24 protein-coding genes are annotated in these 24,990 nt (G+C 68.0%); 15 read left to right on the forward strand and 9 right to left on the reverse strand.

Annotated elements, in window-relative coordinates:
• Positions 1 to 40 precede the first annotated feature (40 nt).
• Positions 41 to 973 carry a DMT family transporter gene (locus ABL840_RS11160; RefSeq protein WP_240652138.1) on the reverse strand — a complete coding sequence of 311 codons (933 nt, stop codon included), beginning with the start codon at positions 971 to 973 and terminating at the stop codon, positions 41 to 43.
• A 65-nt stretch (positions 974 to 1,038) separates the two neighbouring features.
• Entirely contained in the window at positions 1,039 to 2,181 is a 1,143-nt protein-coding gene (locus ABL840_RS11165; protein ID WP_093198941.1) for an aromatic ring-hydroxylating oxygenase subunit alpha, read from the reverse strand.
• A gap of 266 nt (positions 2,182 to 2,447) precedes the next feature.
• Here ABL840_RS11165 and xseB point away from each other — a divergent pair, with 266 nt between their 5' ends.
• From xseB to ABL840_RS11185, 4 genes are all read left to right on the forward strand, one after another.
• Entirely contained in the window at positions 2,448 to 2,714 is a 267-nt protein-coding gene (xseB, locus tag ABL840_RS11170) for an exodeoxyribonuclease VII small subunit (protein WP_007829283.1), read from the forward strand.
• Complete coding sequence (locus tag ABL840_RS11175; RefSeq protein ID WP_093301151.1) at positions 2,711 to 3,631, forward strand: polyprenyl synthetase family protein; 921 nt, start codon at positions 2,711 to 2,713, stop codon at positions 3,629 to 3,631. The genes xseB and ABL840_RS11175 overlap by 4 nt, the downstream gene beginning before the upstream one ends.
• 21 nt (positions 3,632 to 3,652) lie before the next feature.
• Positions 3,653 to 5,524, forward strand: a complete 1,872-nt coding sequence (gene dxs, locus ABL840_RS11180; protein WP_093301150.1) for a 1-deoxy-D-xylulose-5-phosphate synthase — start codon at positions 3,653 to 3,655, stop codon at positions 5,522 to 5,524.
• Between the two features lie 113 nt (positions 5,525 to 5,637).
• Complete coding sequence (locus ABL840_RS11185) at positions 5,638 to 6,717, forward strand: TRAP transporter substrate-binding protein (protein ID WP_093198950.1); 1,080 nt, start codon at positions 5,638 to 5,640, stop codon at positions 6,715 to 6,717.
• A 15-nt stretch (positions 6,718 to 6,732) separates the two neighbouring features.
• On the opposite strand, the gene ABL840_RS11190 is transcribed toward ABL840_RS11185, so the two are convergent.
• Positions 6,733 to 6,867 carry a hypothetical protein gene (locus ABL840_RS11190; protein WP_418116248.1) on the reverse strand — a complete coding sequence of 45 codons (135 nt, stop codon included), beginning with the start codon at positions 6,865 to 6,867 and terminating at the stop codon, positions 6,733 to 6,735.
• Between ABL840_RS11190 and ABL840_RS11195 the strand changes: the two genes are divergently transcribed.
• Positions 6,866 to 7,177 (forward strand): hypothetical protein, encoded by a 312-nt coding sequence (locus ABL840_RS11195; RefSeq protein ID WP_418116249.1) that lies wholly within the window; start codon positions 6,866 to 6,868, stop codon positions 7,175 to 7,177. The two genes, ABL840_RS11190 and ABL840_RS11195, sit on opposite strands and share 2 nt — an antisense overlap.
• A gap of 10 nt (positions 7,178 to 7,187) precedes the next feature.
• On the opposite strand, the gene ABL840_RS11200 is transcribed toward ABL840_RS11195, so the two are convergent.
• The 3 genes from ABL840_RS11200 to ABL840_RS11210 form a co-directional block, all read right to left on the reverse strand.
• Entirely contained in the window at positions 7,188 to 7,709 is a 522-nt protein-coding gene (locus ABL840_RS11200) for a hypothetical protein (protein ID WP_093301147.1), read from the reverse strand.
• Positions 7,706 to 9,256: a TRAP transporter large permease gene (locus ABL840_RS11205; protein WP_093301145.1), complete on the reverse strand. Its 1,551-nt coding sequence runs from the start codon at positions 9,254 to 9,256 to the stop codon at positions 7,706 to 7,708. Before ABL840_RS11205 ends, ABL840_RS11200 begins: the two co-directional genes overlap by 4 nt.
• Before the next feature lie 62 nt (positions 9,257 to 9,318).
• Entirely contained in the window at positions 9,319 to 9,858 is a 540-nt protein-coding gene (locus tag ABL840_RS11210) for a TRAP transporter small permease subunit (protein WP_093198965.1), read from the reverse strand.
• 174 nt (positions 9,859 to 10,032) lie between these two features.
• Between ABL840_RS11210 and ABL840_RS11215 the strand changes: the two genes are divergently transcribed.
• Entirely contained in the window at positions 10,033 to 11,334 is a 1,302-nt protein-coding gene (locus ABL840_RS11215) for an SUMF1/EgtB/PvdO family nonheme iron enzyme (RefSeq protein WP_093301144.1), read from the forward strand.
• A gap of 15 nt (positions 11,335 to 11,349) precedes the next feature.
• Here ABL840_RS11215 and ABL840_RS11220 read toward each other — a convergent pair whose 3' ends face one another.
• Both ABL840_RS11220 and ABL840_RS11225 read right to left on the reverse strand, forming a co-directional pair.
• Positions 11,350 to 12,792, reverse strand: a complete 1,443-nt coding sequence (locus ABL840_RS11220) for an MFS transporter (RefSeq protein WP_093301143.1) — start codon at positions 12,790 to 12,792, stop codon at positions 11,350 to 11,352.
• A 109-nt stretch (positions 12,793 to 12,901) separates the two neighbouring features.
• The gene (locus ABL840_RS11225) at positions 12,902 to 14,257 is read right to left on the reverse strand and encodes an aspartate aminotransferase family protein (RefSeq protein WP_093301141.1); all 1,356 of its coding nucleotides are present in this window, start codon (positions 14,255 to 14,257) and stop codon (positions 12,902 to 12,904) included.
• 105 nt (positions 14,258 to 14,362) lie between these two features.
• Here ABL840_RS11225 and ABL840_RS11230 point away from each other — a divergent pair, with 105 nt between their 5' ends.
• Positions 14,363 to 15,337, forward strand: a complete 975-nt coding sequence (locus ABL840_RS11230; RefSeq protein WP_093301139.1) for a LysR family transcriptional regulator — start codon at positions 14,363 to 14,365, stop codon at positions 15,335 to 15,337.
• Between the two features lie 11 nt (positions 15,338 to 15,348).
• Here ABL840_RS11230 and ABL840_RS11235 read toward each other — a convergent pair whose 3' ends face one another.
• On the reverse strand, positions 15,349 to 16,113 hold the full coding sequence (locus ABL840_RS11235) for a FadR/GntR family transcriptional regulator (protein WP_093198978.1): 765 nt from the start codon (positions 16,111 to 16,113) through the stop codon (positions 15,349 to 15,351).
• Positions 16,114 to 16,424: 311 nt separating this feature from the next.
• Between ABL840_RS11235 and ABL840_RS11240 the strand changes: the two genes are divergently transcribed.
• The 8 genes from ABL840_RS11240 (at position 16,425) to ABL840_RS11275 (ending at position 24,931) form a co-directional block, all read left to right on the forward strand.
• Positions 16,425 to 17,630, forward strand: a complete 1,206-nt coding sequence (locus tag ABL840_RS11240; RefSeq protein ID WP_093301137.1) for an ABC transporter substrate-binding protein — start codon at positions 16,425 to 16,427, stop codon at positions 17,628 to 17,630.
• Positions 17,631 to 17,723: 93 nt separating this feature from the next.
• Complete coding sequence (locus tag ABL840_RS11245) at positions 17,724 to 18,584, forward strand: branched-chain amino acid ABC transporter permease (RefSeq protein WP_093198984.1); 861 nt, start codon at positions 17,724 to 17,726, stop codon at positions 18,582 to 18,584.
• Between the two features lie 11 nt (positions 18,585 to 18,595).
• The gene (locus ABL840_RS11250; protein ID WP_093301218.1) at positions 18,596 to 19,582 is read left to right on the forward strand and encodes a branched-chain amino acid ABC transporter permease; all 987 of its coding nucleotides are present in this window, start codon (positions 18,596 to 18,598) and stop codon (positions 19,580 to 19,582) included.
• Complete coding sequence (locus tag ABL840_RS11255; RefSeq protein ID WP_093301135.1) at positions 19,579 to 20,352, forward strand: ABC transporter ATP-binding protein; 774 nt, start codon at positions 19,579 to 19,581, stop codon at positions 20,350 to 20,352. Before ABL840_RS11250 ends, ABL840_RS11255 begins: the two co-directional genes overlap by 4 nt.
• On the forward strand, positions 20,349 to 21,056 hold the full coding sequence (locus tag ABL840_RS11260; protein WP_093301133.1) for an ABC transporter ATP-binding protein: 708 nt from the start codon (positions 20,349 to 20,351) through the stop codon (positions 21,054 to 21,056). Before ABL840_RS11255 ends, ABL840_RS11260 begins: the two co-directional genes overlap by 4 nt.
• A gap of 37 nt (positions 21,057 to 21,093) precedes the next feature.
• Entirely contained in the window at positions 21,094 to 22,350 is a 1,257-nt protein-coding gene (locus ABL840_RS11265; RefSeq protein WP_093301131.1) for a Zn-dependent hydrolase, read from the forward strand.
• A complete protein-coding gene (locus ABL840_RS11270) occupies positions 22,347 to 23,462 on the forward strand; it encodes an ABC transporter substrate-binding protein (RefSeq protein ID WP_176947444.1) in 1,116 nt (371 codons plus the stop codon). Before ABL840_RS11265 ends, ABL840_RS11270 begins: the two co-directional genes overlap by 4 nt.
• Complete coding sequence (locus ABL840_RS11275) at positions 23,459 to 24,931, forward strand: M81 family metallopeptidase (protein WP_093199003.1); 1,473 nt, start codon at positions 23,459 to 23,461, stop codon at positions 24,929 to 24,931. Before ABL840_RS11270 ends, ABL840_RS11275 begins: the two co-directional genes overlap by 4 nt.
• Positions 24,932 to 24,990: the final 59 nt, after the last annotated feature.

Below are 24,990 nucleotides of genomic sequence, written 5' to 3' on the forward strand. Positions count from 1 at the left end.
TCCTTCGAAGTCTCGAGATCTGGAAATGCAGTTGCGTGCTTCAGTGTTCCTCGGCCGGCGCCTTGGGCACCGCCCGCTGTCGCAACACGGTTGCAGCAATGCCGCTGGCGATGATAAGGGCCATGCCGGCCCAGCCGGCGGAGTCGATGCGGTCGTCGAACAGCACCACGCCGTAGAACGCCGCGAACACGATGCCCGAATACTGCAGGTTGGCGACCACCAGCGTGCCGGCCTGCGTCTTGGCGGTGGCGTAGGCGCGGGTCATGCAGAGCTGTCCGAGCGCCGCGAGCAGGCCGATGGGCAGCAGCCATAGCGCATGCTGCCACGTCCAGGAGCCGCCGCCCGAAAACCCGGTGAATGCCGTGGCGATGCCGCCGGCCACGGCAGAGCCGACCGCGAAGTAGAAGACGGTGCGCAGCTCGGGCTCGCCGATGCGCGACAGCGCCACCACCTGCATGTAGGCGAAGGCGGCCGTCAGGCCCGACAGCAGGCCCAGCAGCCCCGCGAAGCCTTCATTGCCGTTGACGGTGGGCTTGAGCATGAGCACCACGCCCACGAAGCCCGCGAGCACCGTCATCGCCAGCGTGCCCTGCAGCGGCGGGCGCTCCACGCGGCCGTCGCGCCCGGGCACCGGCACCCAGGCCAGCAGCGCGCCGCCGACCAGGAAGGCCGCGACCCACACGCTGCTCATGTAGTTGAGCGTGACGGCCGTGGCCAGCGGCATGTGGGCGATGGCATAGAACCACGCGCCGAGCGACACCACGCCGATGGTGCTGCGCCAGGCATGCATGCCCGGGTACTTCGTGGCCAGCGGCACGCCGCGGTTGCGCGCCAGGAGCCAGAGGAAGACGATGCCGATCAGGCCGCGCCCGAGCACCATCTCGCCGCTGTTGAACCACGCCGAGGCGACTTTCACGACCACGCTCATCGTGGCGAACAGGAAGGCCCCCAGCACCATCCACAGCGCTTGCATCGTTTCGAATCCGGATCAAGAAAAAAGAAAGCCCCGGCAAATGCGGGGCGGAAAGGGGCTCGGGTTCAGGCCGGTTGCTGCATGGCAGCTCTGTACCACTCGTGGAACTGCTGCATGCCGTCTTCCATCGGGCTCTGGTACGGGCCGGTCTCGTTGTCGCCGCGCAGCATCAGCGCGCGGCGGCCGGCATCCATGCGCTCGGCGATCTCGTCGTCTTCCACGCAGGTTTCCATGTAGGCGGCCTGCTGGGCCTCGACGAACTCGCGCTCGAAGGCGACGATTTCCTCGGGGTAGAAGAACTCGACCATGTTGAGCGTCTTCGTCGGGCTCACGGGGTGCAGGGTCGACACCGTGAGCACGTGCGGATACCACTCGACCATCACGTGCGGGTAGTAGGTCAGCCAGATGGCGCCGTACTTCGGCGGCTTGCCCTCGCGGTACTTGAGCAGCTGCTCCTGCCACTTCTGGTAGACCGGGCTGCCCGCGCGGCCCAGGCGGTTGGCCACGCCCACCGTCTGCACCGAATAGCGGGGCTTGAACTCCCAGCGCAGGTCGTCGCAGGTGACGAAGCTGCCCAGGCCCGGGTGGAACGGGCCGACGTGGTAGTCCTCGAGGTAGACCTCGATGAAGGTCTTCCAGTTGTAGTTGCACTCGTGCAGCTCCACGCGGTCGAGCGCGTAGCCGCTGAAATCCAGGTCAGCCTGCGGGCCGAGGCCCGCCATGTCGGCCGCCACGTCGGGGCCGGAGCCGTCGACGTTCTTCTCGAACAGAAGGCCGTTCCATTCGGTAAGCGGATAGTTGTGCAGGTTCAGGCAGGGGTCCTGCTCGAAGTGGGGGGCGCCGATCAGCGTGCCGGTGGTGCGCGGGTCGCTCGCGGCGTAGGTCCAGCGGTGCAGCGGGCAGACGATGTTGCCGCCCGACTGGCTCTCGAGCTGGCCGCGGCCCTGCAGGATCAGGGCCTGGCGGTGGCGGCAGACGTTGGAGATCAGCTCCACGCCCTTGGGCGTGTGGACGAGCGCACGGCCCTGGTGCTCCTGGGGCAGGGTGTGGAAGTCGCCCATTTCGGGCACGGCCAGGCGATGGCCGACATAGCGGGGCCCTCGCGAGAAAAGGTTCTGCATTTCGCGGGCATAGAGCGCCTCGTCGAAATACGCGGAAACTGGAAGTTGGCTCGCGGCCTGCTGCAGTTGAAGACTTAAATCAGACATGGAGGACCTGACCAAGCTCCCCACAGGGAGAAAAGGAAGAAAAGAACGGAAGGCGCCGCCATGAGGATTCGGCGGCCCGGAGCAGTGTTGAACGTCGTCAACGAGAGAAGTTCGCATTGTACCCGGGGCCATTTTTTCGGCCCCCGGGGCTTCCCGCGCCGTTTCGCAATGTGCGATCAGCCTCCGCGAGGGCAGGGGGGCGGCCCGCCCGCCATTTGTTCCGGTCCCGGTCCTAAAATGCCCCGTTTCACCCACGTTTCGCTTGCATGCCCAAGGTGCCCCCTCCTTCCTCGTCCAGCCCGGCGGCAACGCCCGACACGGGTCCGCTGCCTGCCAGTTACGAAGCCGGGCTTCAGGAACTGGAGCAATTGGTTGCGGAACTCGAATCGGGCCAGTTGCCCCTGGACCAGTTGCTCGTGAGCTACCAGCGCGGCGCGGCGCTGCTCGCCTTCTGCCGCGACAAGCTGCAGGCGGTCGAAGACCAGATCAAGGTGCTCGATTCGGGCAGCCTCAAGGTCTGGACGCCTGAATGAGCGCCGCCACGCTGAATTCCGGCCACTGGGACGCCCGCACGCTCGCCGGCTGGAGCGAGCCTCACCTGGCGAACGTCGAATCGGCGCTGTCGCGCTGGGTCGGCGTCGATGCCCCGGTGCTCCTGGGCGACGCCATGCGCTATGCCGTGCTCGACGGCGGCAAGCGACTGCGGCCCCTGCTGGTGCTGGCCGCCAGCGAGGCCGTCGGCGGCAACCAGGCTGCCGCCCTGCGCGCGGCCTGCGCCACCGAGCTGATCCACGCCTATTCGCTGGTGCACGACGACCTGCCGTGCATGGACAACGACGTGCTGCGCCGCGGCAAGCCCACGGTGCACGTGAAGTTCGGCGAGGCCGACGCCCTGCTGGCCGGCGACGCGCTGCAGGCCCTGGCCTTCGAGCTGCTGACACCCGAGGGTGACGAGATTCCCGCCGCCACCCAGGCCCAGCTGTGCCGCCTGCTCGCGCGCGCCGCCGGCAGCCAGGGCATGGCCGGCGGCCAGGCCATCGACCTGGCCAGCGTCGGCGTCGCGTTGAACGAAGCGCAACTGCGCGAAATGCACCGCCTGAAGACCGGCGCGCTGCTGCAGGGCAGCGTCGAGATGGGCGCCGCCTGCGGCACGGTGAGTGCTACGGCGCTGGCCGCGCTGCGCGACTACGGCGCGGCCATCGGCCTCGCATTCCAGGTGGTCGACGACATTCTCGACGTCACGGCCGACTCGCAGACCCTGGGCAAGACCGCCGGCAAGGACGCCGCGGCCGACAAGCCCACCTACGTGTCGCTGCTCGGCCTCGACGGCGCCCGCGCCCAGGCCCGCCAGCTGCTGGCCGACGCGCTCGCCGCGCTCGAACGTAGCGGCCTGGCTGACACCGCTGCGTTGCGCGCGTTGGCCCACATGGTGGTCGACCGCGACCGCTGAGCAAAGAACAAACCTTCCCCCATGGCTGCACCGCTGCTTCCCACACTCCACGACCCTTCGCCCATCCGCAAATACGACCGGGCCCAGCTGCGCCAGCTGTCCGACGAGGTGCGCGCCTGCGTGCTCGACAACGTCTCCCGCACCGGCGGCCACCTGAGTTCCAACCTGGGCACCGTCGAGCTGACGGTCGCGCTGCACCACGTCTTCAACACGCCGCACGACCGGCTGGTGTGGGACGTGGGCCACCAGACCTATCCGCACAAGATCCTCACGGGCCGGCGCGAGCGCATGCCCACGCTGCGCCAGATCGGCGGCATCTCGGGCTTTCCGCAGCGCACCGAGAGCGAGTACGACACCTTCGGCACCGCCCACTCGTCGACCAGCATCTCGGCGGCGCTGGGCATGGCCATGGCCGCCAAGCAGAAGGGCGAGGACCGCTACACCGTGGCCATCATCGGCGACGGCGCGCTCACGGCCGGCATGGCCTTCGAGGCGCTGAACAACGCGGGCGTGTGCGACTGCAAGCTGCTCGTGATCCTGAACGACAACGACATGTCGATCAGCCCGCCGGTGGGCGCGCTCAACCGCTATCTCGCGCAGCTGATGAGCGGCAACTTCTACGCCGCCGCCAAGAGCGTCGGCAAGAGCGTGCTGCGCAACGCGCCACCGCTGTTCGAGCTGGCCAAGCGGCTGGAGCAGCATGCCAAGGGCATGGTCGTGCCGGCCACGCTGTTCGAGCAGTTCGGCTTCAACTACGTCGGCCCGATCGACGGCCACGACCTCGACTCGCTGGTGCCCACGCTCGAGAACCTCAAGCACCTCGACGGCCCGCAGTTCCTGCATGTGGTCACGAAGAAGGGGCAGGGCTACAAGCTGGCCGAGGCCGATCCGGTGGCCTACCACGGCCCGGGCAAGTTCGATCCGCAGGTGGGGCTGGTCAAGCCGGCCTCGGCGCCCAAGCAGACCTTCACGCAGGTGTTCGGCCAGTGGCTGTGCGACACGGCCGCGGCGGACGGCCGTCTCGTCGGCATCACGCCCGCGATGCGCGAGGGCTCGGGCCTCGTCGAGTTCGAGAAGCGCTTCCCCGATCGCTACTACGACGTCGGCATCGCCGAGCAGCACGCCGTGACCTTCGCCGCCGGCCTGGCCTGCGAAGGGCTGAAGCCGGTGGTCGCGATCTATTCGACCTTCCTGCAGCGCGCCTACGACCAGCTGATCCACGACGTCGCCATCCAGAACCTGCCGGTGGTGTTCGCGCTCGACCGCGCGGGCCTGGTGGGCGCCGACGGTGCGACGCATGCGGGCGCGTACGACATCCCGTTCCTGCGCTGCATTCCGAACATGAGCATCGCCTGTCCGGCCGACGAGCGCGAAACCCGCCAGCTGCTGACCAGTGCCTACGAGCAGAACCATCCCGTGGCCGTGCGCTATCCGCGTGGCTCGGGCGCCGGCGTCGCGCCGCACCTCACGCTCGACGCGCTGCCCTTCGGCAAGGGCGAGATCCGCCGCGAGGGCCAGCGCATCGCCATCCTGGCCTTCGGCACGCTGCTGTATCCGGCTCTCACGGCAGCGGAGTCGCTAGACGCCACGGTGGTGAACATGCGCTGGGCCAAGCCGCTCGACGTCGAGCTGCTGCTGAAGGTCGCGGGCACGCACGATGCCATCGTCACGCTGGAAGAGGGCGCGCTCATGGGCGGCGCGGGCAGCGCGGTGCTCGAGGCGCTGCAGGCGGCCGGCGTGCAGAAGCCGGTGCTGCAGCTGGGCCTGCCCGACCGCTTCATCGAGCATGGCGATCCGGCGAAGCTGCTCGCATCGATCGGGCTGGACGCGATCGGCATCGAGGCGTCGATCCGTGAGCGCTTCGTTCGCGGCAGCAGCAACAGCGCAGGGTAAACCCGCCCCGGGGCGTGTAAGCGCGTTTTTACAATCCCCGGGACTTACACAAAAGTCCCCAACGCGGTCACAAGCCGCGTTTCGTTTTTTCAAAGAACTCGGAGAGCTATCTAATGGATCGTCGTTCCCTCATCAAAAACGCCGGCATCGCGGGCGTTCTGGCTGCCGGCATCGCCCCCGCGGTTCACGCGCAAGCCACCGTTCGCTGGCGCCTGGCGTCGAGTTTTCCCAAGTCGCTGGACACCATCTTCGGCACCGCGGAGGTGTTCTCGAAGAGCGTCAGCGACATGACGGGCGGCAAGTTCCAGATTTCCGTGCATGCCGGTGGCGAGCTGATGCCCGCGTTCGGCGTGGTCGACGGCGTGCAGAACGCCTCGGTCGAAATGGCCCACACGGCTCCGTACTACTTCTACGGCAAGGACCCGACCTTCTGCCTGGGCTGCGCGGTGCCCTTCGGCATGAACACCCGCCAGCAGAACGCCTGGATGTACGAAGGCAACGGCCTGAAGCTGATGCGCGCCTTCTACGCCAAGTACAACATCATCAACCTGCCGGGCGGCAACACCGGCGCGCAGATGGGCGGCTGGTTCCGCAAGGAAATCAAGTCGGTCGCCGACCTGAAGGGCCTGAAGTTCCGCACCAACCCGTTCGCCGGCAAGGTGCTCGAGCCCTTCGGCGTGATCCCGCAATCCATTCCCGGCGCCGACCTGTACCCCGCGCTCGAGAAGGGCACGCTGGACGGCCTGGAGTGGGTCGGCCCCTACGACGACCAGAAGCTGGGCTTCAACAAGATCGCCCCGTTCTACTACTACCCCGGCTGGTGGGAAGGCGGCCCCGAGCTGGACTTCTACATCAACACCAAGGCATGGGAAGGCCTGTCGGCCGAGTACAAGGCCATCGTCGAAGCGGCTGCCTCGCACGCCAACATCACGATGACGGCCAAGTACGATTCCAAGAACCCGATCGCGCTGAAGCAGCTCGTCGGATCGGGCACCAAGCTGCGCCCGTTCTCGCAGGACGTGATGAACGCCGCCTTCAAGTCGGCCCAGCAGATCTACTCGGACCTGAACAACACCAACCCCGAGTGGAAGAAGATCTACGGCGACTGGTCGAAATTCCTGGCCGACCAGAACGCCTGGTTCCGCTACACCGAAGGTACCTTCGACCGCTTCATGCAGCAGCAGAAGCTGTAAGAGGCAGCGGCGCCTTCACGGCGCCTCGTCTCGAACGGGATGGAAGCCCTGCCGGTATCGGCGGGGCTTTTTTTCGTCGATGCTCCGCTCTCCAATCTCCAGAACTCGCCCGATGCCCCGAATGCCGTCTTTCGCCGCGATGCTGTTCATGGCCATGCTCGCTTCGGGCGCCCAGGCCACCGGCGGCACGGGCGGCTACACGCTGCCGTGGAACACGCCGGACGAGGTGCTCGAATACCGCTCGTGCGGCTGCGGCGATTCGTGCTGGGTGGCCGAGCTGCGCAATGCGCGCACCAAGGCTTTGAAGGGGCGGCTGCGCTGCGACTGCGAGCGGCTCCACGCCACGGTGGGGCCGAAGGGCAAGGAGAGGGCGCAGGCGGCCAGTTGCCCGGCTGGCGGCGACGGTGTCGAAAAGCCGCGGGCCATCCGCGAAGCGATGGAGCGGCTGCTCCACCGATAAGGCGCTGCTGCTACGTCTGCGGCGGCGATGGCGGTATCGAGCGCTTCGCCACCTGCTCGCCGAAGGCGACGAGCACGCTTGCGTCGGCCGAGTGGAACCACGTCATGCCGCCGAAGCGCCGGCGCACCAGCAGGCGCGGCGCGATCACGCGCTCCAGCATTCGGATGTGCACCAGCTTGAGCTGCGCCACTTCCTGCGCGCTCACGCGCTTGTCCCAGAGCCAGGTCTGCACCAGCACGTCGCCTTCGAGCCGGGTGCGGCTGTAGACGATCCAGTAGCCCACCCACACCACGCACAGCGCCGCGATGCCCATCACCACCAGCGCACTGGCTGACCAGTCGGCCGTGCGCAGCGAGGGCAGGCTCCAGGCGGCGAAGACGAAGAGATCGATCACCAGCACCACCGCCAGCGTGCGCAGCAGCGGCGGGAAGGCGGGGCTTTCGATGATGGCCCCGGCTGCTTCGTCGCCGGGGCTGTTGTCGTTGTCTTGTTGTTTTGGTTTTTCAGCGGGGCCGCGGGCTTGGTCGCTCACGGCTTGGCGGCTTCACCGGAAGCCGGCGGCGCATCGGTGGACGGCGGCGGCGTGGAGGACTCGTCCTTCTTCTCGTTGCCGAACGGGTCTTCCATGTTCACGCCGTTGTTGTCGGGCGAGCTGGGCTGCTCTTCCACCGGCATGTCGAGGTTGACCTTGTCGATGTCGACGACCTTTTCCTTCTCGAGGAACACGGTGACCGTCTGCGGGAAGAAGATCACGATGGCCACCAGCAGCAGCTGCATCGCCACCCACGGCACGGCGCCCAGGTAGATGTCGCGCGACTCCACCTTCTTGGGTAGCGCCCCGTTCTTGAAGAGCGTGTCCGCTATGCCTCGCAAATAGAACAGCGCGAAGCCGAAGGGCGGGTGCATGAACGAGGTCTGCATGTTCACGCACAGCAGCACGCCGAACCACACCATGTCGATGCCCAGCTTGTGGGCCACGGGGCCCAGCAGCGGCAGGATGATGAAGGCGATCTCGAAGAAGTCGAGGAAGAACGCGAGGAAGAACACGAAGATGTTCACCGCGATCAGGAAGCCGACCTGGCCGCCGGGCAGGCCCGACAGCATGTGCTCGATCCACTTGGCGCCGTCCACGCCCTGGAACACCAGCGAGAACACGCGCGAGCCGATCAGGATGAACACCACCATGGCCGTCAGGCGCATGGTGCCTTCCATGGCGTCCTTCAGCAGCTGCCAGTTCAGGCGGCGGTGGATCAGCGCGAGGACCAGCGAGCCCACCGCGCCCATGGCGCCGGCTTCGGTCGGGGTGGCGATGGCCTTGTCCATGAAGGGCAGGCCGCCCATCGAGCCGAGCACCGCGAAGATCAGGATGGCCGAGGGGATGATGCCGCGCAGGCACTTGCCCCACAGCGCCCAGCCGTTGAGCGTGCGCGCGCTGGCCGGCAGGCCCGGCACGAAGTGCGGGCGGATGCGCCCGACCATGAAGGTGTAGATCGCGAAGATCAGCACCTGCAGGATCGACGGACCCCAGGCGCCCTTGTACATCTGGCCGACGTCGGTGCCGAGCTGGTCGGCCATGACGATCAGCACGAGCGAGGGCGGCACCAGCTGCGTGATGGTGCCCGACGCGGCGAGCACGCCGGTCGAGTAGCGCATGTCGTAGCCGTAGCGCATCATGATCGGCAGCGAGATCATCGCCATCGCGATCACCTGGCCGGCCACCGTGCCGGTGATGGCGCCGAGGATGAAGCCCACGATGATCACCGAGTAGCCGAGGCCGCCGCGCACCGGGCCGAAGAGCTGGCCCATGGAGTCGAGCATGTCCTCGGCCAGCCCGCATTTCTCCAGTACGGCTCCCATCAATGTGAAGAACGGAATCGCGAGCAGCGTCTCGTTCGACAGGATGCCGAAGACGTTCAGCGGCAGGTTGGCCATGAAGCCGGCCGGGAACCAGCCCATCTCGATGGCGAAGAAACCGCAGATCAGGCCGAGGGCCGAGAGCGAAAACGCGACCGGGAAGCCGATCAGCATGATCACCACGAGCCCCGCGAACATGATCGGGGCGAAATTTTCCATGTGCATTTCTACTTATCCTGCGGTGCGGGAGAGGGCGATGGCGGAAGGCGCGCGAAGAACTGCGCCCGTCACTGCACCGGCTTCTCGTAGTGCGTGTCCATCTCGATCAGGCCGCGCAGGTAGGCGATGCGCTTGATGATTTCCGAGACGCCCTGCAGGAACATCGCCGCGAAGCCCACGGGCATCAGCAGCGCGGCGGGCCAGCGGATGAGGCCGCCGATGTTGCCCGACATCTCGCCCGTGACCCACATGTTCCAGAAGAAGGGCCAGGTGAGGTAGGTGAAGAGGCCCATCACCGGCAGCAGGAAGAAGATGAGGCCGAAGAGGTCGACGTAGACCGGCCCGTAGCCCTTGAGCTTGCCGTAGATGATGTCCACGCGCACGTGCTCGTTGAAGCGCAGCACCACGGGGGCGCCCAGCATCACGGTGGCGGCGAACAGGTACCACTGGATCTCCAGCCAGGAGTTGCTGCTGAAGTCGAGCCCGTAGCGGATGAGTGCGTTGCCGGCCGAGATGAGCGATGCCGCGAGGACGGCGTAGCCGGCGATCTTGCCGAGTTTTTCGCTGATCCAGTCCATGCCGGTCGCGAACTTGAGGAATGCAGACAAGGGGGTGTCTCCCACGAATCCCGATGATGGAGCGCCGGCCCCTGGTGGGGGCTGCGCAAAGCCCGCGATGTTACCCCGGTGAACCTTTGTATTGCCTTGCAACCTGGGGAGGGGTTTACCCGGAATGCGGGCCGGGCGGCCGGCGGGGCGGGTGGCCGGTCGCCATAATCTTCCATGTCTTCGCGTCTTCCGCCTTCCACGCCTTCGGGCGCAGCTGGCCAGCCCCATTCGATCGATTCGCCCGACATGTGCCGGGCCGGCAAGGAGCTGCTGTCGCTGGCGCTGATCGACGCGCGCAACCACACGCTGCACCTGCTGTCGCTCTACGAACAGGCGCTGGGCTCCGAGGCGCTTTCCCGGCCGCCGGAGCCCGGGGAAGACGGCGTGGTGCCCGCGGCCTGGCTGGCCGGCCACATCGGCTGGTTCGCCGAATGGTGGATCGGGCGCAACACCCAGCGTGCCTTCGGCGCCGACTGCCCGATGCGACCCACGCGGCTGGCCGCCATCGACCCGGGTGCCGACGACTGGTGGAATCCGGCCCATTCAGGCCCGGGACGCCGCTGGCCGCCCGACCTGCCGGACCTCTCCCAGACCAAGGCCTACCTGCTCGAAACACTGGAGAGCACGCTCGAGCTGCTCGACAACGCCGCCGAAACCGACGCCGGCCTGTATTTCTACCGCCTCGCCCTGTTCCACGAGGACATGCGCGGCGAGCAGTTCGTGGTGATGGCGCAGACCATGGGGCTGCCGCTGGGCGTCGAGCAGGCGCCCATCGCCGTCACGCGCGAGCCGCTGCTGCTGCCGGCCACGCGCTGGGAGCTGGGCATGCCCGAAAGCGGCTTCGCCTTCGCGCAGGAACGCGCGGCGCACCGGGTGGACGTGCCCGAGTTCGAGATCGACGCCCAGCCCGTCACCTGGAACCAGTACATCGAGTTCGTCGAGGACGGCGGCTACGACCGCGAGGAGCTCTGGCACGGCGAAGGCTGGCGCTGGCTCTCGGCGCAGATCGAGGGGCGGCGCGGGCCGCGCCATGTCGAGCAGATCGGCGCGGCGCGCAACGGCACCGGCGGCTCGGTGCTGCAGCAGCGCTTCGGTGCCACCGTGCGCGCGGCCGGCCATCACAGCGCCGTGCACCTGAGCTGGTGGGAGGCCGATGCCTGGGCGCGCTGGGCCGGGCGGCGCGTGGCGACCGAGGTCGAATGGGAGATCGCCGCGCACACGGCGGCGCGCCGCGGCTTCCGCTGGGCCGACGTGCACGAGTGGACCGCGGGCACCCTGCAGCCCTGGCCCGGCTACCGGGCCGACCCGTGGAGCGCCGGCACCGAGTTCGATCCGGCCGCCGCCTTCGGACGGGCGCGCGTGCTGCGCGGCGCCTCGTTCGCGACGCGTGCGCGCCTGCGGTCGCCGCGCCGCCGCGACTTCGCCTTTCCCGGGCGCGACGATGGCTTCATCGGCTTCAGGACCTGCGCGCTCTAGCCGCAGCGGAGCAGCTCAGCGCTCGCCGCCGGCTTCCGAGGACAGCGGCGGCGCCACTTCCTCCAGCGGCTTGCGTTCCGCGTCCGCCGCATGGCGCAACGCCAGCAGCCCTGCCACGATGACCAGCCCGGCGCCGATGCAGTAGCCCACCATCACCGCGCCGCGGCTGCCTGTCTCTATCAGCAGGCCGAACAGCAGCGGCGCCGCGAAGCCGCCCGCGCCCATGCCCACCGCGTAGAAGATCGCGATGGCGATCGCCCGCATCTCCAGCGGAAACACCTCGCTCACCGTGAGATAGGCCGAGCTCGCCGCGGCCGATGCCAGGAAGAACACCGCCGACCAGCACAGCGCCTGCCCGCGCGCATCGAGCCAGCCCTGCATGAAGGCCCAGCCCGTGAGCGCGAGGCCGACGCCCGCGAGCACATAGGTCAGCGCGATCATCCGGCGCCGGCCCACGCTGTCGAACAGCGGGCCCAGCAGCAGCGGCCCCAGCACGTTGCCCAGCGCGAAGGGAAAGATGTAGAGCGCCACGCTGCCTTCGGGCACGCCGTAGAAGCGCGTGAGCACCAGCGCGTAGGTGAAGAAGATCGCGTTGTAGAAGAAGGCCTGCGAAATCATCAGCGCCAGCGCGACCACGCTGCGCTGCGGATAGCGCTTGAGCAGCACACGCGCCACCTGGCGCATCGGCGGGCTGTTGGGGCGCGCGGCCGTGTAGTTCACGACGAAGCCCTGCGCTGCCGGCAGCGGCCCGTGCTGCGCCTCGACCTCCGCCTCGATGCGCTCGACGATGCGCTTCGCCTCCTCGGCCCGCCCATGCGCGACCAGCCATCGCGGGCTCTCTGGCACGTGGCGCCGCACCAGCAGGATGGCCACCGCCAGCACCGCGCCCAGTGCGAAGCCGGCGCGCCAGCCCCACACGGGCCCGATCACGCGCGCGTCGAGCAGCACGAGGCTGAGCGCCGCGCCCAGCGCCGCGCCGATCCAGAAGCTGCCGTTGATCGCGAGGTTGACGCGCCCGCGCACGCGCGCCGGAATCAGCTCGTCGATGGCCGAGTTGATGGCCGCGTACTCGCCGCCGATGCCAAGCCCGGTGACGAAGCGGCACAGCGCGAAGAAGGCGAAGTCAGGAGAAAAGGCCGTGGCCAGCGTGCCGACGGTGTAGACCGCCAGCGTGATCAGGAAGAGCTTCTTGCGCCCGAGCCGGTCGGTCATCCGGCCGAAGAGCAGGGCGCCGAGCACCGCACCCGCGACGTACACCGAGCCCGACAGCCCGATCTCGCCGGCCGTGAGCCCCAGCGTGTCGGGCCGCTCCAGCACCGCGCCGATGGAGCCCACCAGCGTGACCTCGAGCCCGTCGAGCACCCAGGCCACGCCCAGCGCGATCACCACGCGCCAGTGCCAGCGCGACCAGGGCAGGCGGTCGAGGCGGGCGGGGATGTCTGTTTGCAGCGTTGTCATCGGCAGCCCGGCAGATTCTGGGAACCTGCGGGCCGCGGGGGTGTAGGACCGCGCCGCTCACGGGCCGTCGCCTGGTCGGCGGTGCGGCGGCCCCTGTAGCGCTAAAGGATCAGGCCGTCTCGGCCAGCGCGTCGGCCAGTGCGTTCACCAGGCGGTCGATCTCGGCCTTCTCGGCGATGAAGGGCGGGGCGAGCTGGATGGTGTCGCCGCCGTAGCGCACGTAGAAACCCTTCTTCCAGCAGTTCATCGCGATCTCGTAGGGGCGGCGCGCGGGCTCGCCCGGCAGTGCTGCGATCGTGAGGCCGGCGGCGAGGCCGTAGTTGCGGATGTCGGTCACGTGCTTGCTGCCCTTGAGGCTGTGCACCGCGTTCTCGAAGTGCGGTGCCAGTGCCTGCACGCGGCCGATCATGTCTTCCTTCTGCAGCACGTCGAGCGCCGCGATGCCGGCGGCGCAGGCCACCGGATGCGCGCTGTAGGTGTAGCCGTGCGGAAACTCGAGCATGTAGTCGGGGCCGCCCGCCGCCATGAAGGTGTCGTAGATGTCCTTGCTCGCGACTACCGCGCCCATCGGCTGCGCACCGTTGGTGATCTGCTTGGCGATGTTCATGATGTCGGGCGTCACGCCGAAGGCTTCGGCGCCGGTGAGCGCGCCGCAGCGGCCGAAGCCGGTGATGACCTCGTCGAAGATCAGCAGGATGTTGTTGGCGGTGCAGATGTCGCGCAGGCGTTTCAGGTAGCCCTTGGGCGGGATCACCACGCCGGCCGAGCCCGCGAAGGGCTCGACGATCACGGCCGCGATGTTCGATGCGTCGTGCAGCGCGATGATGTCGAGCAGGCGGTCGGCCAGCTCGGCGCCGTTGTCGGCCATGCCGCGCGTGAAGGCATTCGAGGCGAGCTGCGTGTGCGGCAGGTGGTCGGCCTCCACGCCCTGGCCGAAGAGCTTGCGGTTGGCCGCGATGCCGCCGACCGAGATGCCGCCGTAGTTGACGCCGTGGTAGCCCTTCTCGCGGCCGATCAGGCGGGTCTTGCTCGCCTGGCCCTTGGTGCGCCAGTAGGCGCGCGCCAGCTTCAGCGAGGTGTCGGCGGCTTCCGAACCCGAGCCGGTGAAGAACACGTAGTCGAGGCCGGCGGGCGTCATGTCCTTGATCCTGTTGGCCAGCTCGAAGGAGAGCGGGTGGCCGAACTGGAAGGCGGGCGAGTAGTCGAGCTTGGCGATCTGGCGGCTTACCGCCTCGGTGATCTCGGGGCGACCATGGCCCAGGCCCGAGCACCACAGGCCCGAGAGGCCGTCGAAGATCTTGCGGCCGTCGGAGTCGGTGAAGTAGGCGCCCTTGGCCTCCACGACGATCCGCGGATCGGCCTTGAAGTTGCGGTTGCCGGTGTAGGGCATCCAGTGCGCGTCGAGCCAGGCGGCGTCGGTGCGCACGGCGGGCGTCGATTCGGTGACGGGCGTTGCGATGGTCATGGCGTTTCCCGCGCTGGCGGGCTCCGGGGGTGATGGGATGCGCCGATTGTTCGCAGAGCCTTCAGTGTGGAGAATGGCGCAATATCAATGTTCACTTGACGTTTCATGCAAGTAAAGGCCAAAGCCCGAACCGCCACCGAAGCCGGTACCCAAAGCGGTGCCCGCAACCGCGCCGTCCTGGGGCAGCTCAGCGACATGGACCTGCGCCTGCTCAAGGTGTTCAAGAGCGTGGTCGACTGCGGCGGCATGGCTGCCGCCGAGCTGGAGCTGAACATCGGCACCTCCACCGTGAGCCGCCACGTGAAGGACCTGGAAACGCGCCTCGGACTGGTGCTGTGCCGCCGGGGCAGGGCGGGTTTCGCGCTCACGGCCGAAGGGCAGCGCGTGTACGACGAGACGCTGCGCCTGCTGGCCTCGGTCGACGCCTTCCGCGGCAGCATCGACGACATCCACAACCGCATGGGCGGGCAGCTCGACGTGGCGCTGTTCGACAAGACCGCGACCAATCCGCAGGCCCGCATCGGCGAGGCGATCGCGCGTTTCACCGAGATCGCGCCCGAGGTGCGGCTTGCCGTGCACGTGGGCTCGATCAACGCCATCGAGCAGGGCGTGCTGGAGGGCAACTTCCAGATCGGCATCATTCCGGCGCACCGCGCCTCCAAGAGCCTCGTCTACGCCGACCTGTTCGACGAGACCATGCTGCTGTACTGCGGCGCGGGGCATCCGCTCTTCGGCGTGAGCCACGACAGGCTCACCTGGGCCCGGCTGCGCGAACATCATTTCGCGGGGCTGGGCTACCACTCGCCCAACATGGAGCTGAGCCACCGCGCGAAGCTGTCGCGCATGGCCACGGGCTTCGACCAGGAGGCGATCGCGACGCTGATTCTCTCGGGGCGCTTCCTGGGCTTCCTGCCCGACCACTACGCGCAGGTGTTCGAAGAGCGCGGGCTCATGAAGGCGGTGCTGCCGGCGCGCTTCAACTACGCGTGCCGCTTCGTCAGCCTGCTGCGGCGCTCGCCGAAGCCGTCGCGGGCGGTGCTGGCGTTCCAGGAGTGCCTGGAGCAGGCGCACCGGAAGTAGAAGTCAGCGGGTCAGCGCTGCCCGCTCGGCAGCAGCAGGTGCTTGGCGCCGATGTGCGCTTCCATCTCGTGCATGTGCTGCTCGGCGTCGACCATGTGCTCGGTCATCAGCCGGCGCACCTCGTCGGCGTCTTCCCTGCGGTAGGCGGCCAGCAGCTGCGTGTGGTAGTCGACGTTCGCTTCGCCGAAGTGATGATGGTCGAGCGCCTTCTTGTAGACGACGAGGTCGCGCAGCAGGTCGTTGAGAAAGCGGCACATGAAGGAGAGCACCGGATTGGGGCAGCTCTCCGCCAGCATGGTGTGGAAGGCCAGCTCGGCTTCGCGCTGGGCGCGCAGTTCGTCCTCGCCGGTCGGCTCGACCGTGCACAGCCGCACGTTCTCTTCCAGCTTCTCGAACTGCTCCGGCGTGAGCTTGCCCACCACGCTCACGGCGAGCTCGGGCTCCAGCGCCTTGCGCAGCTGGTAGATGTGATGGCCGTCGAGATGGTGGAAGTGCAGGAAGTTGCGCAGCGGCTCCGAGGCGTGCTCGACCGACACCTGCTGCAGGTAGGCCCCGCCGCCGGGGCCGGTGCGGATGGAGATCAGGCCGCGCACCTCCAGCGCCTTCAGCGCCTCGCGCACAGTGCTCTTCGAATAGCCGAAGAGCTCGATCAGTTCCTTCTCGTTCGGTAGCCGGTCGCCGGGCTGCTTGCGCTCCGCCACGATCCAGCGCTTGACGTCTTCGACGATGACGTCCGAGAGCTTTTGCCGCTTGGGACGGTTCTGCCCCACTTTCATTCGCTCACCCCCAGGCTGCGCGCACTTCGTGTCGCTTCGCCCATCCCCTCGCCGGGGGCAATGCCAGCGGCCCGGCAAAGCCGGTTCCGCGGCATTTCACGATCAGATGGAGACGAATTCATGCGTTCGGAGCGATGGAAAAACAGAAGGTGACCTGTAAGCAGGTATTGGGCCCCAAGGGGAGCGCCGCAGATTTTGGCACGGCTGTTGCTAGCGGGTTTTTACCAACATATTAATCCAATTTATCCGCTTAAATTCGCCGCGATCGCTGGCGTCCCTTTTCCTTACTTCCCACCACGACCGGAGAACTCATGCAACGCAGACAACTTCTTCAGCTGGCCGCTTTGTCGGCTGCCCCCGCCTCGCTGCTCGCGGGCCGCGCCGCCTTCGCACAATCGGCCGAGGCGATCCGCTTCGGCTGCCCGGTCCCGATGTCGGGAGCCTTCGCCGCCAACGGCAAGTTCGCCGACCTGGGCATGAAGCTGGCCATCGAGCAGTACGGCAGCGTGCTGAAGCGCCCGCTGGCCTACACGGTGCTCGACACCGAGGGCAAGCCGGCCACGGCGGTGCGCAAGGTGCAGGAAGCCTCGCAGCAGCAGGGCGCGAAGTTCTTCGCCGGCGGCATCCTGTCGTCGGAAGCGCTGGCCATGGGCAAGGAGGCCGAGAAGGCCGGCGGCCTCTTCATCACCACCGCCGGCGCGGACGAGATCACCGGCAAGGATTGCAACCCCGCCACCTTCCGCTGGTCGGTGCCCACCTTCGGCGCGATCGAACAGACGGTGCGCCCGCTGATCGCCTCTATGCCGAAGGCCAAGCGCTGGTACACCATCACGCCGCAGTACGTGTTCGGCGACGGCCTGCTGAGTGCCGCCAAGAACATCTTCCAGGAGAAGGGCATCGAGCACGTGGGCAACAGCTACCACTCGCTCACCGAGAAGGAGTTCAGCGGCTACCTCACCAACGCCATGGCCGCCAAGCCCGACGTGCTGCTGCTGCTGAACTTCGGCGCGCAGTCGTCGGCCGCGCTGCGCCAGGCCGTGAGCTTCGGCATGCACAAGAACATGACGATCCTGATGGCCTGGGCCTCGGGGCTCGAGCAGTTCGACGAGCTGGGCGCCGACCTGTGCGACGGCGTCTACTTCGGCGCGCAGTACTGGCACACCGCCGACACGCCGCTCAACAAGGACCTGGTGAAGCGCACCGCCGACAAGCTCAAGATCGTGCCCAACTACAGCCTGGCCGGCTCGTACATCTGCACCAAGATCCTGATCGACGGCATCGTGAAGGCCGGCTCGGTCGACCAGAAGGCGGTGATCGCCGCGCTCGAGGGCATGAAGTTCGACGGGCTCACGGGCAGCGAGGAAATCCGCAAGGCCGACCATCAGGTGGTGAAGGACTACTACCTGCTCAAGGGCAAGGCCAAGTCGAAGATGAAGGGCGCGGCGGACTACGTCGACGTGGTCAGCTCGGGCAAGTCCTTCCTCCCGGTAGACAAGACCGGCTGCAAGCTGGCCTGACGCCGCCCGGACCGATGCCTTCGCCCGCACCCGCTCGGTGTGCGGCGGGGCCCCGGTCCGCCCGCACGTACCTGCGCGTACCCCTCGACTCCCATGTCCGTCTACCTGCTACAGACCATCAACGGAATCGGCATCGGCATGCTGTATTTCCTGCTGGCGGTCGGCCTGTCCATCGTGTTCGGCCTGCTGCGCTTCGTGAACTTCGCGCACGGGGCCTTCTACCTGCTGGGCGCCTATCTCTGCTTCCAGGCCCTTCAATGGGGCATGAACTTCTGGCTCGCGCTGGTGCTGGTGCCGCTCTTCGTGGGCGCGCTGGGCTGGCTGGCCGAGAAGCTGCTGCTGCGCCGCGTGTACGCCAAGGCGCATGAGTTCCACATCCTCGTCACGGTGGGCCTGGCGCTCGCGGTGCAGGAGATCGTGATCGTGTTCTGGGGCCCGCTGGGCAACAGCGTCGCCACGCCCGACCTGCTGCAGGGCGTGGTCATGTGGGGCTCGTTCGTCTATCCCAAGTACCGGCTCTTCGTGATCGGCTTCACCGCCGTGCTCGCGGTGCTGCTGTGGTGGGTGCTCGAAGGCACGCGCCTGGGCAGCGCGGTGCGCGCGGGCAGCGAATCGACCGAGATGGTGTCGCTGCTCGGCATCAACGTGTTCCGTGTGTTCAGCCTGGTGTTCGCGCTCGGCGCGGCCACGGCGGCGCTGGCCGGCGTGCTGGCCGCGCCCATCCGCGGCGCAGAGCCCTTCATGGGCGTGGAAGCGCTGGCCGTGGCCTTCGTGGTCGTGGTGATCGGCGGGCTCGGCAGCTTCGGCGGTGCGCTCGTGGGCGGCCTCTTGATCGGCATCGTGCAGAGCCTCATGAGCACCATCTGGCCGCCGGGTGCGAGCCTGATGGTCTACATCGCGATGGCGGCCGTGCTGCTCTTGCGCCCCCATGGCCTCCTCGGCCGGAAAGCATGAACGGACACGCCATGCCGAGAAAAATCACTTTCCTCCTGGCACTCATCGCCGTGCTGGGCCTGCCGCTGGTGCTGAGCTCGGGTTCGCTCGCGAGCGAGGTGCTCATCTACGCTCTGGCCGCGCTGGGCTGCAACCTGCTGCTGGGCTACACCGGGCTGCTGTCCTTCGGGCAGGGCATCTTCTTCGGGCTGGGCAGCTACACCATCGCCATATTGCTCACGCGGCTGCAGCTGCCGATGCCGCTCGCGCTGGCCGCTGCCGTGGCCATGGGCGCGCTCGGCGCGGCTGTGGTGGGCTGGGTTGCCATCCGCCAGCGTGGCACCTACTTCGTGATGCTCACGCTGGCCTTCGCGCAGATGTTCTATTTCATCGCCTACACCGCCACCGGCCTCACCGGCGGCGACAACGGCCTGCTCGACGTGCCGCGCCCCGGCTTCATGGACACGCCCTGGAAGTACTACGCCTTCGTCGCCGTGATGTTCCTCGTCGCCTTCGGCCTGCTGCTGCGCGTGACCGATTCGGTCTTCGGCCGCACGCTGCTGGCCATCCGCGACAACGAGGACCGCGCCGCCGCGGTGGGCTACGACCTCAAGCGCTTCAAGCTGCTGGCCTTCGTGATCTCGGGGGCCGTCACCGGCCTCGCGGGCGGGCTGCACGCGATGATGACCGGCATCGCGCCGCTGTCGAACGCCGAGTACCACACGAGCGAGATGATCCTGGTCATCACCGTGATCGGCGGCACCGGCAACCTGTTCGCCTCGGTGCTGGGCTCGGCCTTCTACGTGCTGCTGGCCGACTGGCTCTCCACGCTGTGGCCGCGCTGGCTGCTGTTGCTGGGGCTGCTGCTGATCGGCGTGAGCATCGGCATGCAGCGCGGGCTCTGGGGGCTGGGTGAGGGCGCCTGGAAACGCATCTTCCGCAAGACGCCGGCGGCTCCGGCCGCGCCTGTTGCTCCTGCCTCGCCTGTTTCGCCTGCCGCGCAAGGAGAAAAAGCATGAGCGACGTTCTCATCGAAGCCGTCGGCGTCACCAAGCATTACGGCAAGTTCGCCGCGCTCGGCGGGGTCGATCTGAAGATCCGGCGCAACACCGTGCACTCGGTGATCGGCCCCAACGGCGCGGGCAAGACCACGCTGTTCCACATGCTCACCGGCACCGGCACCGGCATGACCACCGGCGGGCGCATTTTGTTCGACGGCCACGACGTCACGCGCGAGCCCGATCACAAGCGCGTGCAGCGTGGCATGGCGCGCTCGTTCCAGGTCACGGCGCTGTTCGCGAGCCTGCCGGTGCGCGAGAACCTGCGCGTGGCGGCGCAGGGCATTTCGCCGCGCCAGGCCATGAACTGCTGGCGGGCGCCGGTCGGCGAGCTGGCCCGCACGCAGGTCGTGGACGAGGTGCTGCAGCGCATCGGGCTGGAACGCCTGGCCAACACGCCGGCCGGCGAGCTCTCGCACGGCCAGCAGCGCCGCCTCGAAGTGGGCATGGCGCTGGCCGCAAGGCCGAAGGCGATCTTCCTCGACGAGCCGACCTCGGGCATGGGCATCGATGACCTCGACGACATGAAGCAGCTGATCCGCGGCCTGCGCGACGCGCACACCGTGGTTCTCATCGAGCACAACATGAACATCGTGATGGACATCTCCGACACCGTGACCGTGATGCAGCTGGGCCGCGTGCTCGCCGAGGGGCTTCCGGGCGACATCCGTGCCGATGCGCGCGTGCGCACCGCCTACCTGGGCAACATGATCACCGGAGGCAAGGCATGAGCAACATCCTTGAAGTCGAGGGCCTGCACGCGCACTACGGCAAGAGCCACGTGCTGCAGGGCGTGTCGATGACCGTGGGCGAGGCCGAGCTGGTCACGCTGCTGGGGCGCAACGGCGCGGGCAAGTCGACCACGCTCAAGAGCATCGCTGGCGCGGTCGCGCCCACCGGCGGACGCGTGCGCTTCCAGGGCGCCGACATCGCGGGCATGCCGGCGCACCGCATCGCCACGCGCGGCGTGTGCCTGGTGCCGGAGCATCGGGGCATCTTCAAGCTGCTGACGGTGGAAGAGAACCTGCTGCTCGGCCTGCGGCGCCAGTCGCCCTGGCAGCTGGCCGACATCTACCGCATCTTTCCGCGGCTGAAGGAGCGCCGGCGCAACGGCGGCGGGCAGCTCTCGGGCGGCGAGCAGCAGATGCTGGCCATCGGCCGCGCGCTCATGAACCACCCGCGCCTGCTGATCCTCGACGAGCCGGTCGAAGGCCTGGCGCCGGTGATCGTCGAGGAGATCGTGGCGCAGCTCAAGACCATCAAGGCGGCCGGCGTGGCGATCTTGCTGGTCGAGCAGAACCTCGAAGTCTGCGTGCAGCTGGCCGACCGCCACTACATCGTGGAGCAGGGCGTGATCGTGCACGAGGCCGGCAACGAAGCCTTCATGGCCGACCATGAAGTGAAAGACCGCTACCTGGGCGTGGGCCTTGCTTGAGGCTTCCCGCAGTCCCTTCCTTCTTCCTGGAAAAGCCATGAAAAACTCACACGACGAACTCCGCATCGACGGCCAGCGGCTCTGGAACTCGCTGATGGAACTGGCGCAGCTCGGCGCCACCGAGAAAGGCGGCGTCTGCCGCATCGCACTGACCGACCTCGACCGCCAGGGGCGCGACCTGTTCTCGCGCTGGGCCCGCGAGGCAGGCTGCGAGGTGCGCGTGGACGCCATCGGCAACATCTTCGCGCGCCGCGCCGGCCGCAACAACGCGCTGCCGCCCATCACCACCGGCAGCCACATCGACACGCAGCCCACGGGAGGCAAGTTCGACGGCAACTACGGCGTGCTCGCCGGGCTCGAAGTGATCCGCACCTTGAACGACGCCAAGGTCGAGACCGAGGCGCCGCTCGAAGTGGCGGTGTGGACCAACGAGGAAGGCTCGCGCTTCGTGCCCGTGATGATGGGCTCCGGCGTGTTCGCCGGGGCCTTCACGCTCGAGCATGCACTGGCGCAGCGCGACAACGACGGAGTGAGCGTGTCCGAGGCACTGGCCTCCATCGGCTACGCGGGCAGCACGCCGGCCTCGGCCGCCGCGTCGCCCGTGGGCGCGTACTTCGAGGCGCACATCGAGCAGGGCCCGGTGCTCGAAGCCAACGAACGCGTGATCGGCGTGGTCGAGGGCGCGCTGGGCCAGCGCTGGTACGACGTGGTGGTGCAAGGCATGGAAGCCCATGCCGGCCCCACGCCGATGGAGCTGCGCAAGGACGCGCTGCTCGCAGCCTCCGAGCTCGTGATCGAGGTCAACCGCATCGCGCTTGCCCATGCGCCGCATGGGCGCGGCACGGTCGGCTGGATCGACGCGTATCCGAACTCGCGCAACGTGATCCCGGGCCGCGTGAAGCTCAGCGTCGACCTGCGCGCGGCCGACGACGTGGTGCTGTCGGCCCTCGACGCCGCCCTGAAGGAAACCGTGCAGCGCATCGCGGCGAAGGCCAAGGTCGAGATCTCGGTGGAGCAGGTCGTGTACTTCCCGCCGCAGCCCTTCACGCCGAAGCTGGTGTCGGCCGTGCGCGATGCGGCGCAGGCGCAGGGCATGACATGGATGAACGTGATCAGCGGCGCGGGTCACGACGCTGTGTACCTCGCGCGCGTGTGCCCTGCGGCCATGATCTTCGTGCCCTGCCTCGACGGCATCAGCCACAACGAGATCGAGGACGCGCAGCCCGACCATCTCGAAGCCGGCTGCAACGTGCTGCTGCAGGCGATGCTGCAGAGCGCGGGAGTCGCGTCGTGAAGGCCTGGCGTCTTGCCCTCGCGGCGCTGACCCTGGCGTGGGCCGCGGCGACGCCGGCCGCCGAGCCCATCCTCGTCGGCCAGTCCGCCGTGCTGACCGGACCGCTGGCGCCGAACAGCCTGGCGTTCATGGAAGGCCAGAAGCTGCTGTTCGACCAGCTGAACAAGGCCGGCGGCGTCGGCGGGAGGCCCGTCAAGCTGATCACCTACGACGATGTCTACGCGCCGGACAAGGCGGCGGCCAACGCCGAGAAGCTGCTCGGCACCGACCGCGTGGTCTGCCTCTTCGGCACCATGGGCACGGGCATCGGCGCGGCCATGGTGCCCGTCGCGGCGAAGTACGACAGCTTCATCTTCGGCGGGCTGACCGGCGCGGCCGTGCTGCGCGGGCCGAAGGTGCCGATCTACCACGTGCGCGAGTCGTACGCCGACGAGGTGCACCGCGTGATGAACCACCTGAAGACGGTGGGCGTGGTGCGCATCGCCGTCGTGTCGAGCGACGACGCCTACGGCAAGGGCATCGAGAAGGATGCGCTGGAGGCGCTGCAGAAGAACGGGCTGTCCCCGGTGCTCTCGCTGCGCTTCGATCCGCAGGAGAAGGAACCGGCGCGCACCGCGCAGCAGGTCATCGCCAGCGGCGCGCAGGCGGTGTACGTCATCGCGGCGGGCATGCCGGCCATCAACGTCATCCGCGCGCTGGTCGCGGCGCCGGTGCATCCGCAGATCTACACGAACTCGGTGGCCAGTTCCTTCCTGCTCTACAAGGAGCTGGGGGACAAGAGCCGCGGCATCGTGCTGTCGCAGGTGATGCCGCCTTTCTGGAAGACCCGCTTTCCCATCGTCGACGAATACCAGCGCGCGCGCAGGAGCGCGGGCAGCGAGGGCGAGGGCTCCTACCTGGGCCTGGAGGGCTACATCACGGCCAAGGCATTCGCGGAAGCGCTGCAGCGCGTGAAGGGGCCGGTGACCACCGAGTCGCTGCGGCGCAGCATCGAGACTTCGCCTCCCATGGACCTGGGCGGATACACGCTCGCCTTCAGGCCCGACAACCGCAACGGCTCCAGCTTCGGCGACATCACCATGCTGGCCAGCGGTGGAAAGTTTGCGCAATGAAAGTACTGATCGCACGTCTCAACCACGAAACCAACACCTTCTCGCCGGTGCCCACGCCGCTCGCGGCCTTCGGGCCCGACGGCCCGACCTTCGGCGAGCAGGCCTACAAGGACAACAAGGGCATGCGCACCGCGATGTCGGCCTTCATCGAACTGGCCGAGGCGGCAGGCGCTGAAGTGGTCACGCCGGTGTCGGCCTCGGCCAATCCGAGCGGGCCGGTCGATGCACGGGCCTACGACCTGTTGACGCAACGCATCGTCGACGCGGCCCCGGGCTGCGACGCCATCCTGCTCGACCTGCACGGCGCGATGGTGGCGCAGAACAGCGCCGACGGCGAAGGCGACCTGCTGCTGCGCCTGCGTGCGGCGGCGCCGGGCGTGCCCATCGGCGTGGCGCTCGACCTGCATGCCAACGTCACGCCGGCGATGGTGGAGAACGCCGATGTCATCGTCGGCTTCAAGACCTATCCGCACGTCGACATGTACGAGACCGGCGAGCACGCCGGCCGCCTGCTGCTCGACCTGCTGGCCGGCCGCAGCAAGCCTGCGATGCGCTGGCACCGGCTGCCGCTGATGGCACACACGCTGCGCAGCGCCTCCTTCACCGGCGCGATGAAGCGCGCGATCGAAGCGGCTTGCGAGGCCGAGAAGTCGGAATCGCTGGCGGTGTCGATCCTGGCCGGCTTCTCGCTGTCGGACATCGAGGCGCCGTGCATGAGCGTGATCGTCGTCGACGCGCATTCGCCCGAGCGCGCGCAGGCCACGGCCGACCGCATCGCCGCGCAGATGTGGGCGGAGCGCGAAGCCTTCGTCTACCGCAGCGAGCCGCTGGCGGAGTCGGTCGCACGCGCCAAGCTGATTGCCGAAGGCGCGACGCGCCCGGTGCTGCTGCTCGACCACGGCGACAACTGCATGTCGGGCGGCAGCTGCGACACCATGGACGTGCTGCAGGAAGCGCTCGCGCAGGGCCTGCACGGCATCGGCGTGGGGCCGCTGTGCGACCCCGAGGCCGTGGCGCAACTCATCGCGGCGGGCGAGGGCGCGCAGGCGACGGTGGCACTCGGCAACAAGGTCTCGCTCGCGGGCATCGGCCTCGAGAAGACGCCGGTGCGTCTGACGGGCACGGTGCGCGCCATCTCCGACGGCGAGTACGTGATCACCGGCCCCACCTACACCGGCCAGCGCAGCAGCATGGGGCGCACAGTGCTCTTCGACACGGGCGCGGCGCGAATCGTGGTGACCGAGCGCACGCAGGAGCCGTGGGACATCGGCGTCTTCGAATGCGCGGGGCTCGACCCGCGAAACGAACGCTTTCTGCTGCTCAAGTCGCGCATGTACTGCCGGCCCGTGTTCGAGCCGCTGTCGGCCGCGCTGGTGGAGTGCGACAGCCCCGGTGTCACCAGTTCGGATTACAGCCTGTTCCCGTTCAGCAAGGTAAGGAGGCCGGTGTTCCCGCTCGACGCGGTCTGACGGGGTCTTGGCTTCAGGTTCGGCGCCGGAATGTCACTACCATCGCTCGCACAAGACAC

Origin of the sequence: Variovorax sp. NFACC27 (assembly GCF_048301545.1) — a bacterium.
GTDB classification, from domain to species: Bacteria; Pseudomonadota; Gammaproteobacteria; order Burkholderiales; family Burkholderiaceae_C; genus Variovorax; species Variovorax gossypii.